This window comes from Nostoc foliaceum FACHB-393, from assembly GCF_014698505.1.
Taxonomy (GTDB): domain Bacteria; phylum Cyanobacteriota; class Cyanobacteriia; order Cyanobacteriales; family Nostocaceae; genus Nostoc; species Nostoc foliaceum_A.
The window spans coordinates 1-17080 of sequence record NZ_JACJTD010000068.1; the positions used below are offsets into that span (position 1 = coordinate 1).

At 39.8% G+C, this 17080-nt stretch carries 10 protein-coding genes and 1 pseudogene; 6 read left to right on the forward strand and 5 right to left on the reverse strand.

The genetic code is table 11. The annotated features are described in order from the left end of the window. Nucleotides 1-269: 269 nt before the first annotated feature. The 4 genes from H6G92_RS32035 (at nt 270) to H6G92_RS32050 (ending at nt 5391) form a co-directional block, all read left to right on the forward strand. Entirely contained in the window at nt 270-965 is a 696-nt protein-coding gene (locus H6G92_RS32035) for a hypothetical protein (RefSeq protein ID WP_190900020.1), read from the forward strand. Nucleotides 966-1054: 89 nt separating this feature from the next. Further along, the gene (locus H6G92_RS32040; protein ID WP_190900022.1) at nt 1055-1603 is read left to right on the forward strand and encodes a GNAT family N-acetyltransferase; all 549 of its coding nucleotides are present in this window, start codon (nt 1055-1057) and stop codon (nt 1601-1603) included. Nucleotides 1604-1624: 21 nt separating this feature from the next. Further along, a complete protein-coding gene (locus tag H6G92_RS32045; RefSeq protein WP_163939226.1) occupies nt 1625-2164 on the forward strand; it encodes a hypothetical protein in 540 nt (179 codons plus the stop codon). 269 nt (nt 2165-2433) lie between these two features. Beyond that, nucleotides 2434-5391, forward strand: a complete 2958-nt coding sequence (locus H6G92_RS32050) for a hypothetical protein (RefSeq protein WP_190900024.1) — start codon at nt 2434-2436, stop codon at nt 5389-5391. On the opposite strand, the gene H6G92_RS32055 is transcribed toward H6G92_RS32050, so the two are convergent. The 5 genes and pseudogenes from H6G92_RS32055 to H6G92_RS32075 form a co-directional block, all read right to left on the reverse strand. Continuing rightward, on the reverse strand, nt 5388-6335 hold the full coding sequence (locus H6G92_RS32055; protein WP_242059393.1) for an RNAseH domain-containing protein: 948 nt from the start codon (nt 6333-6335) through the stop codon (nt 5388-5390). The two genes, H6G92_RS32050 and H6G92_RS32055, sit on opposite strands and share 4 nt — an antisense overlap. Before the next feature lie 48 nt (nt 6336-6383). Next, a pseudogene (locus tag H6G92_RS32060) lies at nt 6384-8231 on the reverse strand (pPIWI_RE module domain-containing protein); the annotation flags it as partial. A gap of 115 nt (nt 8232-8346) precedes the next feature. Continuing rightward, a complete protein-coding gene (locus H6G92_RS32065) occupies nt 8347-11892 on the reverse strand; it encodes a pPIWI_RE_Z domain-containing protein (protein ID WP_190900028.1) in 3546 nt (1181 codons plus the stop codon). After that, nucleotides 11885-13198 carry a restriction endonuclease-related protein gene (locus H6G92_RS32070; RefSeq protein WP_163930330.1) on the reverse strand — a complete coding sequence of 438 codons (1314 nt, stop codon included), beginning with the start codon at nt 13196-13198 and terminating at the stop codon, nt 11885-11887. Before H6G92_RS32070 ends, H6G92_RS32065 begins: the two co-directional genes overlap by 8 nt. 722 nt (nt 13199-13920) lie before the next feature. Continuing rightward, nucleotides 13921-14562 carry a hypothetical protein gene (locus H6G92_RS32075; protein ID WP_190900032.1) on the reverse strand — a complete coding sequence of 214 codons (642 nt, stop codon included), beginning with the start codon at nt 14560-14562 and terminating at the stop codon, nt 13921-13923. A 347-nt stretch (nt 14563-14909) separates the two neighbouring features. Here H6G92_RS32075 and H6G92_RS32080 point away from each other — a divergent pair, with 347 nt between their 5' ends. Beyond that, on the forward strand, nt 14910-16529 hold the full coding sequence (locus H6G92_RS32080) for an ATP-binding protein (protein WP_190900033.1): 1620 nt from the start codon (nt 14910-14912) through the stop codon (nt 16527-16529). Nucleotides 16530-16532: 3 nt separating this feature from the next. Then, nucleotides 16533-17048 carry a DUF192 domain-containing protein gene (locus H6G92_RS32085; RefSeq protein WP_190900035.1) on the forward strand — a complete coding sequence of 172 codons (516 nt, stop codon included), beginning with the start codon at nt 16533-16535 and terminating at the stop codon, nt 17046-17048. The last annotated feature ends 32 nt before the right edge of the window (nt 17049-17080 follow it).

Here is a 17080-nt window from a genome sequence, read left to right on the forward strand (position 1 = left end):
AGGTGACACTAATTCTTTAAAACTGGAATTTACCGAACTAGACCATGACTCTAATTCCAAATGACTCAAAAAATCGAGTGCCTGGACACTAATTCTTTAAAACTGACAAATAATTCTTTAATGGACAGTGGTGGTAACATCTCTTCACAAAAGCCATCGCCAAATGCATCAACGCATTTGGCGATGATACTATCAAGGTAATTCATCATGATGAATTACACGATTTAATAAGCGTGGCCAGTCCCAGTTTACCTAGATGACACGTGAACATGAGCAATACAGGGCGTAAAAAAAAGCTGGCATCTTTCAACTGTGACCAAAGGATTTGGGAGCAGTTTATCGCCCGTTGTAAGTCAAAAGGGACGACCGCAACAGCCACGCTGCTCGAATTTATCGATCTCTACTTAGGCGATTCCCAAGATAAGGTTGATACAACAGGTGGTAACGATTTAGACGAACACTTAGACTCAAAGATTAAGGCAAGTGTAGAGAAGTACTTAGTGGAAAGTAATAAAAATCACAGTAGTCCGACTAATGAAATGATAAGAGCTATTTGCGAAAGACTTGATAAGCTCGATTCAGAGTTTTCAAATGAATCTAATAGCAATCAAACTACAGCAATTGATAATCTCGCCAATTTAGAACAAAAAGTGGAGAAGATGTATGCCCGAATGACACAGTTGGCTGAGGCGATCATTAAAATTCAAGACTATCTCAACAACCAACAAAAGCGGGGACAGAAATCGCACTACAATAATTCATCATTCAAAGTGCATACTCCCAGAATGCAACCGTTAACTGAAGAAGGTTTGGCCAAGAGGCTTGGTGTAAGTGAAGAAAGTGTACGCAAGGAGCGAATTAAACTCCCCCCACCGCTTTTTGTAGCATGGTGTAAGGGCAAAGATAGATCCGGTATTGGGTGGGAATTTAACGAAAATACGGGATTTTATCATCCGGTAAGTTAGTAATTTTATTCTTTTCAAGAATTTCGGAATTTACACTGACTCGCCCGCCGAATAGAGTGATTGCAGATAATGACAATTAGGAGCTTTAGGTGCAGCGAAAAATCGAATTAAAAAGGGGTTTTGATAATACAACTGTTGAAGCATATTTGGTTGATTTAGAACAAAGACATGTTGATGATTATGTTAATGATTGGGTCGAAAAATTAAGGTTATTTAGTCAAGAAGATAAATACTGGGACTGGGTATTTAAATTAAGATATATTGGCAATCAACAAAATCTTGAAGGTTACGCAGTTGAGTGCGAAAACAAAACTCAAGGATTGATGATAATAGAAACACAAATGCACGGTTCTCGGTTGAATATTGGTAAGAGGTTAGTTTATATTGATGGCATTGCCACTGCCCCCATTAACCGAATCGAGATTCAACGCCCACCTCAATTCAAAGGTGTTGGTCAAGCACTGTTAAATTTCGCAAGAATTAGAAGTGTTGAGTTAGGGTATGAAGGTAGAGTTGGGTTGCATTCCTTACCAAGGTCTGAAGGATTTTACGAAAAACAAAACATGTTGAACTGCGGTTCGGAAGAAGAATATGAGAATTTAGTTTACTTTGAGTATGGTGTATTGAGACGAAGATAAAGTTCGAGCGGGTAAAAATTTATGAATCATCAACAGCAAAAGGATAATTTTGAGGCAAACGAGTCAATAACAACCCAAGAAGCTATAGATTTACTTTTTGGTGAAGGATGGCTCGAAGAGGCTGTTTGCATCGAAGATGAAGCAAATTGCACTATTGGCGCTGGTTTGGATTGGGGTAATGCATTACCACCTTTAATGCTCAACCTTCCTTTATTTGGCCGCCTATCAACGCTGCGTGTATCTCTCAACCGCGAAGTCAGGCTAATAATTGAAACATGGGATTTAGGTATAGGTACAACTTCTGCAACAGAAACTGCAAGGGCACGCATTAAAGAGCGGTTGCTATCCCCTTCGTCTGAGCTAATACCTCACTTGGAAGCTACTTTGTTGCAAGATGATTTATACAATGAAGAGTTTATATCTAACCGAGAAGCTCTAAAATCCTTACTTGCAGTAGTTCTTACTGATTCTGATAGAGAAGAAATTGCAGAGAAGGCTGCGAATTCAATACGCACACAAGTTATGTCTAAAGTGGATTTTTCCGGAAAACTTTCTGCGTAAATATAATCACAATAATATCGTGTCAAATTAAATAGTGCATTTTTGTTCCAGTGCTACTCCCGGTTGTCAACCAGCTTAGATCAAGGAGTTGACAAATATAAATCCTGATTCTTTCGTTGATTGATAAGTTTTGCTTAAGTCTGTTCTTTAAATGTGGTGCTTGACGGCTATTGATTTATGCTAAACAGCGTTTTATTCAGGGTTATTACGGTTGTTGATGTATAAAAAAGTATGAACTATTAATATATATTATATTTTAGTTCTAACGTATGAACAACCTTGATGTAATACTTAATAAGGCTTTGATGCTTGGTAGTTCGATGGCATTAGATTGCCATAATTCAGATGTCATTGAAAAACAACTAATTATAATTTCTAACACGATTTTAGATTTGCATCATATAAAAGGTGAGTTAGCACCTACACTAAAAAAACTCGATGAAGAAATTGCACGGATTGATGCTATTCGTTTGACAAAAGGTGTTGTAGGTGTTGGTTTAATTTTACTTGGTCAAAATGGTAGTGATGATGATAATATACTCTCACAAATAGCTTCAGAAATTGCTTTAGAAATTGGACATGATTTTTTGGATGAAGCGATTCACGATGAAAACCATCTGCGGGAGGTTCGGAAAATATTTTGGGATTTGGTGCAGACGATTGATATTTTTATTCAGCAAGGTACATGGCTAAAAGAGATTAGCTCTCAATGTTTTCTGATTTCAGATAGTATTTTCGATACAGAAATTCAAAAACATTCCCAAAATTTACCGTCTTTGGCTGCACAAATATCCAAATTATCATTCAGCATTCGGTTAGATTTTAGCTTTAGCCAACCAGAATTAATGCAAGACAAAGCAGCAACAGCAATGCTTGCATTAGAGCGCTTAATCAAAATAAAAGATAAATTAAACAGTTTGTCATCTTCAATTGATAATACAAAAAAATTTTTGGTTAGCCATCATACTATAAATTCGTTATTTTTAGTATTTGGTGCAGCGATTACACGAATAGTATTTAATAATAAAAACGAAATAATTATTTATATTGAAAATCAACAGTATAGGTTATTAGATATTATTAAAGAATGTGAAGAGTATGAGCATAAAATTATAAATATAATAGCACCTGCAAAGTTTTTACAAAATTTTATAGATACTTGTCTAAGTGATGCAGGCTTTTTACATATTCTTACGCAAGTACAGTCAAAAATTAGCATTGATCAATTACACGAAAAAGTTTCTGCTGTTTTAATAACAGCAGAAAAGCGATTAAATTTTGATAGTCTCCCTGTAATGCAGCAAAATTTACATCGTATGTCTCAAGTACAAGTACAATTGAGAAACGTATATAGACAAATAGATATAGTTACAAAAAAGATTAACAAGCAAGCGAATAATCCATTAAATATTGATGTTATTAAAGCCTTAATTGGTGTTCTTGGTAAATCCATTACGGCATTAGGTTTGGATGAAAACGGAGTTATTATTTTATATAATAATTCTCAATACGAATCTGTAAAATCTATTATTAATAAATGTATTAATTTAAAGCAAATTATTGAAAAGCCTATACTACAGTTAGCGTATCTTGTTTCATTTGGAAAAGAATGCACTCAACATCCGGGACTGATAACCGCATTAGAAGAAATACATTCAAATAAATCAATAAGCGATATTAAAAATGATGTCAAAACCAAGAGTCGTATAATCAAGAACAGTTTAAGTTTTGGGAATCAAGGTGTCATGTTATGCCAGCTTGAGCAAATCAAAATTGTACAGAAAGATTTAATATCAATAAACAAAAACTTCCAGAATATTATTAATACAATTGAAAAAGGAAAAATTACTTATATTAAATCTACTACACTAGAAAGTTTGTTATTGCTTTTTGGCAGCATTTGTGCAGTAGAGTTTAGCCCAAAAGATGAATTATTTATTGATTTTAATAGTCAAAACGAAAAAGTTTTAGATATTTTAAGTTTTTGTCAAAAGCTACAACCAAAAATTGAAACTTTAATTCAAGAAGGAGAAGGAAAAATAAAAGAAGCACAGGAATGTTTAAAAAATCCACTATTGATGAAACAGTGTCAGCGACAACAACGAAGAAAATCTGTTCAGATTACAACTGCAATTGTTGCAAGTATTTTAATTTTAATTAGTCCTGGAGTTTGGTTTGGTTGGAAGCGTTTTTCTCAAGAGCAAGTACGTTGGAATGCACAAACGTTAATGTCAAGCATAGGTGATGTAACACAAGCAAAAGATATTAATGAAATCAGACTAATGCGTGACAAAATTAAACAGGCAATTGCATCAGTTGAAATAATTCCGAATTCATTTGCATCTGCATATCTTGCAGCACACCAGGATATTAGTAAATTTCGCGTGCAACTCGATCCAGTTGAAAAACGACTGCAAATAGAAGAAGATACAGCAGCTAAGTTTGAATCTACAAAACAGTTAGCAATGGATGCAGCTATTTTGGTGCAAAATCCACCGCACCCAGCAACAGTATGGAATGAAGCAAGTAATAAATGGCAAGAAGCAATTACTATCTTAGAGTCGATTCCCGAAGATTCATTTGTTAGCGTAGATGCAAAAACAAAACTTGAACAATATCGTAATAATTATGCTGTAATTTCAGCGCGTTTGTCATCTGAAATCCAAGCATCTGATTCGATTGAAAATGCCAAAAAATTGAGTTGGGAAGCAGTAAAAATTACACAGAACCCTCCACATTCTAGTACAACTTGGAAACAAGCCAGCAATAAACTTGAACAGGCAATAAAGCTTTTAGGAACAATGCCTAAAAATTCCCCTTTGTATGCACAAGAACAACAGCGGCTTCAAGAATATAAGGCTAACTATACTACAATTAATAAACGGCTAATAATTGAAGATAACGCTGTTTTAAAATTTAAACAAGCGCAAAAATTAGCTAAACAAGTTGAGAGAATTGCTCAAAATACGCCTTACACGTTAGCTGGACTGCAAGATGCACTTGCAAAAATCAAACAAGCAACAAATGTGTTAAGCAGTATTCCTTCTGGAACAACAGTTTCAGTACAAGCATCAGAAGTTGTACAAATATATAGTCGTAATTACAACACAATTTACAACCGCTTTCAAGCTATCAACACTTGTAGTTCGCCACAATCAAGTGATTGTTTTGATGCCAATTACAGTTTTTATCTAGAATCTATAGACAGTAGTTTATCATCACTTTAATCAACAGATTCAGAAGAATCTTCCTCCTCGTCCTCCTCTTCTAAGTCAACAGATTCCACTCTATCTTTAGCACTCACAGCATATTGTTTAGCTGAAGTTGCAAACGGAAAAGGTAACGGTAAAGAAACCTCATTAGCAAAATATGGCCATCGATCTCTAAGATTATGAACAAAACAAGCTAACTTATCGCGTTCAAGACCTGGGTGATGAATAACAGCTATTTCTAATGGTTTTGGATTGCCTGCTTGTACACCACCATTATCCAGACGAGACTGTGGCTTTTGTAATGTATTTTTACCTTGCTCAGTATTTAACGGCTTCCTCATACTGAAGTAAAGTGCTGTTGTCTCATAATTACAAACACCCTGCCAACAGAATAAACCATTAGGTCTGCTACCAGGAGAACCCTTAGCAATAGCAACGGGAACTTCACCATTACCTGGAACTCTCAACCGCACAACCGAAAGCCGATTTATTTCCGATTCTGCCATGTGCCGTTTTAGTTGATCGGGTAAATTGTTAGCTGGTAGTTGGGGATTTTGTAACCATGTCAGCATTGTACGAGCATTTATGGCTTCAGCCATAAACAGCACATGGGGAGGTTTTTCCTCTTCAATTGATGTACTTAAACAATCACGCAAGCAATCGGTAACAAATTTATTGAGAAACTTCTGTTCGTTTTGGGTATCACTAGACTGTTGTACATCGCTAGTATCACCAGTCGTTTCATCAGCATAGCTATTAGGTTCCCATTTTTCACGGAGTAAATATCCCAGCCCTGCTGAATACGATACCCAGCCTTGTGTAGCGAAGAAAGTAGGGGTAGTGACCTGTACCGTTCCCTTGATTGGGTTGACTCGTACCATCAACGCTACAGTAGAAGCTTGATTATTAGCTGTTGTTTTTCGAGTGCGGCGTAAAACATAAAAACAAGTCAGCCACATATTTGGATCTATGCCATCTTTTTCAAAGTCGATGAGAGGAGCAGGTAAAATTCCAAATTGTCGTAATAAGTCTGATACTGCCCTTTGGACTCGATTTTGAGATTTTTTCGGAATGTATTCTTGACCATTTGTTTCAGATGTTGTTAAAGCATGGATGTGCTGATTGACATAACCAGCCTGCATTACCCCAATTCACACAGCAAGTTTTGGATCTGACTCTGGTGGAAAGAAATATTTCTTTGGTTTAATTTCTACTAAAGCACCACTTAATCCTTTTGGTGAGGGTAAATATGAGGTAATCTGATGAATACGCTTGTCTATCAAATTAGTGCGTTTTTGTTGTCGGTTATTGCCCTCAACTTCAGGATTATCAACATCTAGTCTTGCTGTTATGTCTGAGACGTGCTGAGTTATAATCCGCAGACATACATCCTGATTTTGATAAAGAGTTTCTTCTCTTGTTAACCCCGTTAAAGTTTCGTAAGTGATTGTTTCTCCTTGAGGTGAGATTGAAAGTAATTTACAAATTTCTGCAATTAGCGCATCTCGACATTTTTGGGTTTCCCACAAAATTAGGATGGTATTAGGAGAGCTTTCAGGGTGTCGAAATGTAGCAGGAGCAGCAATTTTTGGACGCAACATTGGCGTAGATAAATCATCAGGATTTTTAGGTTCTAGACTACCTTTTTTTTGTGACTTTCCAGGCTCCCAAAAAGGTAAAGATTCACCAGATTTTCTCATCGTTTTACCTATACGGCGAACTGGGAAATTTCCTTGCTCGATCTTATTTTGAATAGCACTATCTAAACTAGCTAAATCTAGCGGACTCACACCAGGAAAACAAGGAAATTCACCCAAATGTCGAGAGTCATAAGCAATAGCAGCTTGTATTCCAGTCGGGGCAGCACCAAAGACAGACCAATTATAAACTGGCTCACTAGCTAAACTATCAGGTTCAGGAAGTGGAGAATCATTAATTTTCAGTAATTCACTAATAGCGAGTGGCCACCTTGCTTTTCTTCCTTCTTGCGTTGTAATTTGCTTAATAGGGATATGAATCAAGCGGAATGGTTGTTTTTTCCCATCTAACCACCGTCGATTATCACCAACAAAAGAAGTAACGCCTCGATAAGGTAGGCGTTCTATAGTTTCGGTAAGCCATCGCCGAATCGAAAGTTGATGATAAATCATTGGCTGACTGCGCCAAGGAACTGTTTGCAACTTGAAATGAATGACAAATGAGATATTTACTTTGCCAACTTGTTTTTTATTTTTAATTAGCGGAACTTCATAAGGAGGCCATGATATTAGTTCGGCTCCTTGCTTAAGGTTTACTACTTGGTAAAAAGTTAGTTGGTACTGATTATCGGAACCGAAAGTGACCTGTGGATTTTTGAGAAATTCCCCAGCCATATAATCAGGTATCGCCTGCCAGCGAATGTCTATGCCATACGGGTTATTTGGTGGAAGTTGCAAAGGATAAACTGTTGATTTATCCTTCCATTCCCAAGCATTATCATCCAGTTGGTCGAGAATAGATTCAACTTCATCATCACCTAAACAGTAGCTAAATTCCTCACGCAACCAATCTTTGATCAAGTCAGGCAAGTTGAAAAGGTCAGCCCGTTCTGTTGCTAATATCCAAGGTACACCGGGACGTTGCCAGCCATTACGTACTGTTTGAATGATTCTGGGAAAGCTCGCCGCGATAATCGGGTCGAGGGAGTAGACGGGAACGGCGGGATAACCTCTACCTTGCAAATTGACACGTTTTTGCGCCAGAGCTTGAGCGACTTGCTGCCATACAGTAGGGACTTGGAGAGAAAAAAGTTCGTATTGTTCATTCTTAGTAAGTTCCCAAGCTCCGGGGAGAATGCTTTTAATTTTAAATGGCATAATTTAACTCCTTATCTTTCATTTTCTTCTGTACATTGAAGCAAGCATTGTAGAGGGATTTGGCTAATGTTTTTCCCTAAGATTGTTGACCAAGAAGAACGATAGCGAAATGATTTTATTGGTCATAGCGTAAATCCTTTGTTTGTTTGAGTGCATTAAAGAAAGCACCATAGAGGGATTTAGCTAATGTTTTTTCCCAAGGTTGTTTGTCTTCTGGCTCAATAGCAAGTTGAAGTTCCTTGATTATGCCTACTAACAGTGAGGTTCGTTCGTTGTCGAGTTCACTGTCAACTGATTGAGGTGCAAACTTTGCATCTAGAAAATGGACAATACAGGGAACTCCTCCACGTACCAAACGCCCGATAATTTGCCAAACACTTACCAATTGAGTCCAGCAGAGTATAGAACGTTCATCACTGGTTAACTGTTTGAAGGACATCGCCCGACAGTTTAAGTCAAGCATTTTCGCCACCGCATACTGGTAGAACTCATTTTCTATATTCGTCAGCGTGAGAGCATCGCCTCGTTTTTCTAGTGCTTCATAAAGCCTAGAATCTTCAGACTTTTCCAGCGCCCAATTATTGAGTTGCTGGACAGTAGTTTGCCAATCATCGGGAACTGGCATTGGTCGGCTCAAGAATACCGCCGCCCCAAATGCTGCTATCCGGTTCTCATTGAGAATGTTGTGTCCTCGCTCTAATGCCATCAAAGGTGCAACGACAATTGGAATAGACATTTGGGCGAGGTCACGAATTTGACCGCGACGAATACCACTCAAGTGAGCCGGAGCATTGTCACGGCGTAGGGTAGCAATGCCGTTAAGATTTTCAACATTACGGTAGAGGGGTTTTAAAATTGACTCCACCAATTCTGCTTCCTCATAGCTGTTGGTGATCAGCAATAAGCGTTGGCGATCGCCCCAACGTTCTGGATCTTGTTTGGCTAAATCACTCAAGGTTGCAAATAATTGATCGAGAAAGCTGTTGGCTTGTCCAGGATTGTGACAGATGGCCTTGACCATTTCGTTAACAGCTATTTTTCTCACATCTGGTGGCAGTCCCGATAGGGCGATGTACTTGCCGACTGCATTAGGTTGGGAACTGAAGAAAAAGTCGCTTTCGCCAATTCCGGCATCACCTGCTGTGTAATTATTGGTAGCTGGTTCTAGCAATATAGTCGGTTTTTTGCGGATGTGATAAGCAGGTGTCCCTGGAGCGTAGCTAGTGCCTGAAATCAAAACTGTATGGGGGCCATCCCAACCATCAACAGCAAAGAGATGGGGAAAATTTAGGAGTAAATAGCGTCCAACCCCAACGTAGCGAAAATATTCCAACTTCCCACCAGATTTGTTACTCCGATCTCGCGTATACCTGAAACCTAAAATGTTTCCCACAGGTGAAGATGGCACAACTGGCAGATAATCACGGGGTGGGCGGTACACAAGGGCAAGACTCGTGTCATGCAAGTCAAGAACTCCCGCCCGCATGAGTGCATTCAGGTTATCAACTAGAAAGCCCAGCTTATCGTTGAGTACCGTTACCAGAATTGCTAAGTGCAAATGGTGCGTAACTTCCTCGAATTTAGTTTTTTCTGCGAGAGAAATCCCCAAGGATTCCAGCCATTTGTGTAACCATTCAGCAACCTCAGTTAATGCCCTAGCATCATTTTCGGCACTCAGTAGAGTAAAGGCAAGGTCTGAAAGTTCTCCTCCTTTGCGACGATTAAGGGGAGCTTGCAAAAATCCCTCCAAAGTTTGCATGATTTTTTTACGGCGCTGGCGTTCCTCTTCGGGGGGTAAACCAGCCTGAATGCGTTTTTGTCGTTCCTTGCTGCGTTCGGCACGTTTCAGCTTAGGAGATGGTTCGTTCTGTTCTGTTTCTGGTGTTTCTAGAATGTCGCGGATTATATGGGCGAAGAGTGAACGACCTGTAAAGGGGTTTTGTCCCACCCATTCCACAAGTTTTGGTTGGTTATGGAGCCGGGGGAGAATTAGGTCTGTTGCAATTTGCGCGTAGTCATTAGCTCTTTTTGCAGTGGCAACGAGTTCAGCCGCCATGCTGCGGCGGTCAGAATTGTAAATAGTGGTGGCGAATTTGAGTCCTAGCTTATTTAATAGGGAGTTTCCAGAAGAATTTACTAAGACTTCATCGGGGGCGCAAGCTTCATCAAACTGCACCTGTACCCTGTCGGCTTCGTCAACAAAGAGAAAGTCACATTCACGGTAAACAGCTTCAGCAAAGGTCAGTTTTTCTGCAAAAACTTGCGGGGGAACGCGCGTATGAATGAAGCTGGCTGGTGTTAACACCCAAACCAATGCTGTAGCTATGTCTCGTTCTAATTGGTGACGCGGACATTTGTAATACAAGGGACAAGTATATTTATCTTCACTCTCGCCCTCCTCAAAATCTTCGACATCCTCATCATCCTGTGTCTGGGAATTGCCGTTTTTAGTAGTGGGTTGTTTTTGGTAAAGATTGTGACATGGTTCTTCACCGAACTCCCATTTTTCTTCTGATTGCACTAAAGGTAGTAAAGGACAGACAGGACTAAACCAACGCCATGCTGGGTGGATTGCTCCTGTTTCGATTTCTTCACCTTGGGTTGCTAGAATTGGTTCATAAACTTTTTCTAAGTGTTGAAAGCGATCGCTGCTTCCCAACACAGGGGCCGCAAGAATTCCCAATCCATCTCGAAATAGGGAAGCCACACGCACTGCTGCCACAACATCATTTACCAGCAATGCACAGCGATATCCAAGTTTCGCAAAATGGTAAATCAGAATATCAAGCAGTGTTGATTTACCTACATTCAATAAACCGACAATGTGGACAAGTTGCTCTAGTTTAATTTCAGTGTTTGGTAGGGAAGGTTGAAAATCATCTATTGATGCGTCGTATAACTTTAAGGCAATTCCTGTTAGACGTTGATGATAATTTTCTGGCTCGTACCCAGCTTGGGCCAGTTTTTCATCCATTTCCTGAGCATCTTGTAGCAATTTTTCTAAGGTGACAAGACGAGAGGGATTCACAGCCGTGCGTGTGCCATGAAAAGATATCTGCGGAGAAAGAGCCAGATTAGCGACAGCTTCAGGAATATTGATCGGAACATCAACGGTAGTGTGACCTTTATGAGAAACTTTGGCATACCAATAACCAGAGGTTGCTAGTTTGACTTTTCCTTTTTTGTGCGATGGAGTTTTTGATAGGGTTTGACGGTACAGTTGTAAACGTTGGGGGTAAGTGCTACATGGAATCAGTTGAGCAACATCATTTGTATCCGTTAAGCTGAATATCCTGATAATTTCAGGTAATTTAATGTATTCAGCCAGAGTCCGCTCCCACTGTCTTCCTTTACGACGCACAAGATAAAAACGGGCTTTTTGTACGAGTAGCCAGTTTTCTTCACTTTCAAGTGCTTTGACTGGAAAACGATATCCTAAAAGTAACGCTGATACGGAAGTCGCTCTTTCTTCTGGAGCTACCTCCATCAGTAAGGTTAACCCCAATTCCACTTCCGCAATAAGTTGAGCAAGACGTGCTATTTCTCGTTGCTGTATATTAGCCTCTGCATCAGGTAAACTTTCTTCCACATAAGCTTTTAAGTCCTGCGATTTGCGAAGGGCTTGACGCAATGGTTTACCCCATTGAGAAATATCACGCATGATTTTTCTTCTCCAGAATTTTTTTCGCTTGGGAGATAATTTCACTAACCAGCTTCAAGCGCACGCCACCCAATCCTGGTTCGAGTCTTTGGCGTTCCACCTCAATTCGTAAGACATCATTTCGCTCATCTGGGAAGACTATAAAGGTTTCAGTAGTATCAAAGCGATAGTCTACTTTCCGCAAACGCTCTTCATCTAAATACGACCAATCTTTAACGTCAATTGCCCAGCGAACTTTTTTACTAAACTCTACGAGTAAGTCAAATTGATCAATTTCAGGCCAAAGAGTAACGTGTACTCCCAGTTTTGTCAGGGTTTCTGCAAGCTGAATTTCCCAAAGTCCTGGCAGTGTCCCGTACCGATGCACGCCAGGGGTAAGGGCTTTCCAATCTTCTGCCTCATGCTTGGGAATTGACGCTTGGGGTGGGAGGCGGAGTTTCGCACTCAGCTGTTCACAAGTCATGTTTCGGCAGTTATAAGTTCCATCTCGACGGCGACGCATTACATATTTGCAGCGAGAGCAGAAGTGATAAGTGGGGTCACTTGTTAAGTCAACCAAATCCACATACATTTGCAGCAAAAAATCACGCAGAGGTCTTAATTGGGATGAAGACAAAAGGCGACGGTATTGAGAGTAGGGGAGGACAGGACACTCAATAATCAGCTTTCGTAAGGCGCGATAAGCTTCTTCTAGTTGGTTTACCCGACAGTATTCCAGGACATCTTGCAGGACTTTCTCTTGCACCTGCATTTCTACATCAGCACCCGTAACTTGCCACTGGAGGGCAAAATCGGAAACTAACCCATCTTCTATAAGAGTGACTTCCGATGATAGGTGTTTAATCTCTGCTGCTGGTTGCCAGTCAAGAACTGGTTTTTTTGCCCAGTTAAAAAATTCTGGCAGGCTTGAGGGGGCTTGTTCGTCTCCAGAAAGCAAAGATGTTAAATGCATTCTGGACATCCCAACACGAAGAGCTTTTGGAATATGCGCTCTGTTCATAGGTTCTTGTTTTTCCCACTCTACTAAGCCGGTTGCTAAATACCGCAATGTTTCCGTTACGGGTATTTGTAGTCCTGGTTCAATGTCCGGTTCAGGGGTGAGGAAGCGAAGACTGCGGGCAGCATTATCTTCCCATTCCACATCGATACCTCGCATCGTCTGCAACCATCGTTGCAGTGTTGCTTTCTGGCGGGGTTGCATTCCCAGTTCAGCACAGAACTCCTCCAGAGTAGGTGCTTGTTTATGAATGCGAAACCATTCCCGTAGCGCTGCTAAAATTTTGTCTCGATGTCTAGTTACTTTCATCGATTAATCTCCTACTTGCGCTTGTTTGACCAATTTTGGCATCCCTTCACTGATAGGTCAAGAAAATTTTGCAATGTTTCCATAATGTTTCCGATGTTTCCAAAATTATTTTAAAAAAACCTATGATGCCAACAAGTTTAGGCAGGCATTGCAAAGAATTCGGACTCTGACTGTGAAATAGAGATTTTCAGAATATTTATCAGTTAATCAATACCTTTGCCAAAATAAGAGCCTACAAAAATTTTGGCAAAAACGGCAAAATGACTCATACATAAGCGTTTAGCTGACAAGGTGGCTTGGAAGCTCAAACCCTTGATGCTGCGGCAAGACATTTAAAAATGCTTGCGGGAAACCTTAAAGGAATTTCTAGGGCTTATTGTTTTTGCCAAACCTTTGAGAACAGGACGTTAATACATCAACTCAACCTCGTAAATTGGCGAAGGTATTGTTAATAGGAAGAATTTAAATGCGTTCTCCCAACGGCAAATGGAAGCCGTGGATACGTCTACAACGTATACAAATGTAAACATTAGGGAGATGGTGAGACAGTTCTGGTCTGCGGCGATTGGCTTTCTTCACACAGATGGAGGTAAACAAACGCGAAAGGAAAGATTTTTTCGTTGGTTCCTAACCTTCGTTGCGATCATAGAGTAATTCAGATGCGTTTCCCCTGGATGGGATGGGGACTTGACCCCAATATTAGTTAAACTGAAAGAGAGTTCCTAATTAGCTTTCTTCCACTCATCAAATGATTGACAAGCTTTCCCTGTAGGAATTAGCCCATTGGAGGATACACCAAAATTTGTAAGAGTTGCATTTTCTATTTGTGCATTTGCGACAGCATCTCGCAATATCTTCTCTTTTTCCTGTTTTGGCACGATTTCTATTTTCGCATCTTTAGGTTGAGGATTACTGCCTTTCTTTAGTGGAAATTCTCTGACAACATATAATTGCTCTTGTTTAGCAGTACCTGATGCAAGACATCCCCTAGATTTGACAAAAAGAGTTGAGTCCGATGAAATATCAGCAAAGAAGCTAGGCTTAGTGATAAACTTTATTTCTCCAGCAGGGCCCCATACATAAATGGGTGTTTGGAAACCTTGAGTAGGAATATCTTTAGTTTCATCACAGCCCAAATTTATTTTTCTATTTAAATCTACGCCAGCATTCCCACAAACTTTCCAAGTTACTTTGTATAAATCAGGCGTACTCTCGACAAAGTGTTTGAACTTTTGCTCTCGCTCTGCTTCTACTGCTTTTTGAGCATAAGCAGCTTTTTGTTCTGGTGATTGGCATGAAGACACTCCCAAACTTAACAGTAAAGCAAGTACATAAATCTGGTTTTTGTTAAGATTGAATCTCATAAAAGCACACCTAATTCTGCACAATCTTTTGTCAATATTTTAATAGATGAATAAGGTTAAAAATCAATTTATTAAATATATGTATTTTATCTATAGCTAAATATGGCAAATATTAAATACGAAAAATAGTTGAGATTTAAATATTAATACGAATTGCAGTTTTCTGATAATATAGCGTTGATTTTAAGTAATATTGCTCACTCAGACAATGCGGATAAATTAAGAGAGAATGGCATATTGTAGTCAAAAAGCAAGAGGTAAAAGTACTGTATTTTTCAATACTTTTGTCTGTGGAAACAATTTTTTACAACTTTTATTATCAGGATGACCAACAAATAAAAAAACTGATGAATACTGCGCTGATAGAGCAAGTATTTGACCTGATAAAACTAAACAATCCTTTGATTGCGATAGAATCTCCACTGCAAGAAAGGGCAAGACTACTGAAAAGCATTGCTAGAGAATGTCAACAAAAGCACGTTTTATGCTATCTGTGGACACTATCAGACGATCAATTACATCAGTTAGAGGTTAATGGGCAGGACTTGATTTTACAACAAGTACTAGAGTATCAGCCGATGACCAAAAATAAACGCGAAGATTACTTTGAGATCCTGCGATTTTGGAAAGCTACTGAAAAAGAAGGCATTTTAATATTAGAGGGGATATTTCCTTGGTTGGGAAACTCAACTACTGACCCGGATTTTTTCTTAACCGCCGAATGGATTAAGTCTGCCCTTATAAATCTGAAACTTGACAACCGGAACTCAAATAGAACAGCTATCCTGTTGGGGCCAAACGCCAGTCTTTCATCTGAAATTACCGCATTTGTGCCGACGATTACACAAGAATTGCCAACAGTTGAAGAAATCAGCAATTATCTACAAGGGATATTGCCAAAAAACTATAGTGAAAAGGAAATCCATGAGATCACCCTTGCTGCTGTGGGGATGTATTTAGCAGATATTGAGTATGGGATTAGTTGGGCTACAGCTTCTTGTACCAAAGCCCAAGAACTGACAAAAAAACTTTCTCTTTACAAAACTGACCTGCTCAGGCGAGTTTACAATATTGACTTTCTCCAGCCCCCAGCAATTGAAGTTGGCGGACTGGACTTGATGCAGGAATCTTTTAAGACATATAAGCGCTTATTAACGCCGTTAGCTAAAGCATATAATCTTCGGCTACCCAAAGGTATTTTATTGATTGGGCCCCCAGGCACAGGTAAATCTCATTCAGCGAAAGCTTGCTCCCAGCGATTGGGGATTCCGATGATCGTTTTAGAGTGGGGCAGTTTTCGTAGTTACGGCAACATGGCGGAGTACAAGCTAAAAAACTTGCTGGCACTAGTAGACAGGATTAACCGTGTAATTCTATACCTAGACGACTTTGACAAGGGATTTACTCTTGATGATGATTTGTCCCGACGACTAGCAGGGATGTTGTTAACCTGGATGCAGGAAAGAAAGAGTGATGTATTAATTATTGCTTCTGCCAACAACATTGAATGGCTACCACCAGAACTGACCAGAAGCGGGAGATTTGACGACATTTTTAAGGTGGATTTACCCAATAATGGGGAACGACACTCGATTTTTAAAATTCATCTCGCTAGATTTGATTATCGGTTCCGTGATAGAGATGGGTTCAGCGATGAAGAATGGCGTAGACTGCTCAAAGCGACCCATCGCTGTGTGGGTGCGGAAATCCAAGCAATTGTGGAAAGGGCGGCTATCTCTACTTTTTGCCTGATGTTCACAGACGATGTTCCACCTATGGGTGAACTGCCGCCGCTAGAAATTAGACTTGAAGCATTATTGTCAGCGAGAAATAATATGAATCCTCTGGCAATCCGGGAAGCTGAACGGATTGAGGGTATGCGAAACAAAGCTGATTTACAAGGTTTACCGTCCAGTCCCCTTGACTCAAGTATATATAGTGCCGGCAATGTCAATATTTTTGGTTAAATTATGCAATTAGTCAAAATTCCCACAACAATCGACTTATATGCTGCGGCTTACAAACTGTTAAATATTCTTGGCCCAATTGCGGGAATATCAATAATTGTCGCTTCATCAACTATCGCCTACTTGCAAACTCGTCCCCAGCATTTACCCACAAAGCAGATGCTCACCTACAATCATCGGACATTCAAGTTGGAAGTAGCCACCACACCTGTTGAATTAGAGAAGGGGCTGAAGTTTCGCAATCATTTGCCCGGCGATCGCGGGATGTTGTTTAATTTGGGCAAGGAATACAAAAATGTCCCCTTTTGGATGGAGCAAGTAAAAATCCCCCTAGACATCATTTTCATCAAGGATAGTATGGTGACGACGGTAATTTACAACGCTCCACCTTGTGCAAAAAATCCTTGTCCAATTTACAGGGGTAGTGTTGCTACTCAGGTTTTAGAACTGCCCTCTGGTGCTGTTAAAATTCAAGTCGGCGACAAGCTCAACATCCAGCCATTATCGGTTCCATACTGACCAAGCCCCGTTGGGGCGGTTATGAATTCACC

Coding starts and splice junctions, on each gene's coding strand:
- H6G92_RS32035 (WP_190900020.1), top strand. CDS start 270: ATGAGCAATACAGGGCGTAAAAAAAAGCTGGCATCTTTCAACTGTGAC.
- H6G92_RS32045 (WP_163939226.1), top strand. CDS start 1,625: ATGAATCATCAACAGCAAAAGGATAATTTTGAGGCAAACGAGTCAATA.
- H6G92_RS32050 (WP_190900024.1), top strand. CDS start 2,434: ATGAACAACCTTGATGTAATACTTAATAAGGCTTTGATGCTTGGTAGT.
- H6G92_RS32055 (WP_242059393.1), bottom strand. CDS start 6,335: ATGTGGCTGACTTGTTTTTATGTTTTACGCCGCACTCGAAAAACAACA.
- H6G92_RS32065 (WP_190900028.1), bottom strand. CDS start 11,892: ATGCGTGATATTTCTCAATGGGGTAAACCATTGCGTCAAGCCCTTCGC.
- H6G92_RS32070 (WP_163930330.1), bottom strand. CDS start 13,198: ATGAAAGTAACTAGACATCGAGACAAAATTTTAGCAGCGCTACGGGAA.
- H6G92_RS32075 (WP_190900032.1), bottom strand. CDS start 14,562: ATGAGATTCAATCTTAACAAAAACCAGATTTATGTACTTGCTTTACTG.
- H6G92_RS32080 (WP_190900033.1), top strand. CDS start 14,910: ATGAATACTGCGCTGATAGAGCAAGTATTTGACCTGATAAAACTAAAC.
- H6G92_RS32085 (WP_190900035.1), top strand. CDS start 16,533: ATGCAATTAGTCAAAATTCCCACAACAATCGACTTATATGCTGCGGCT.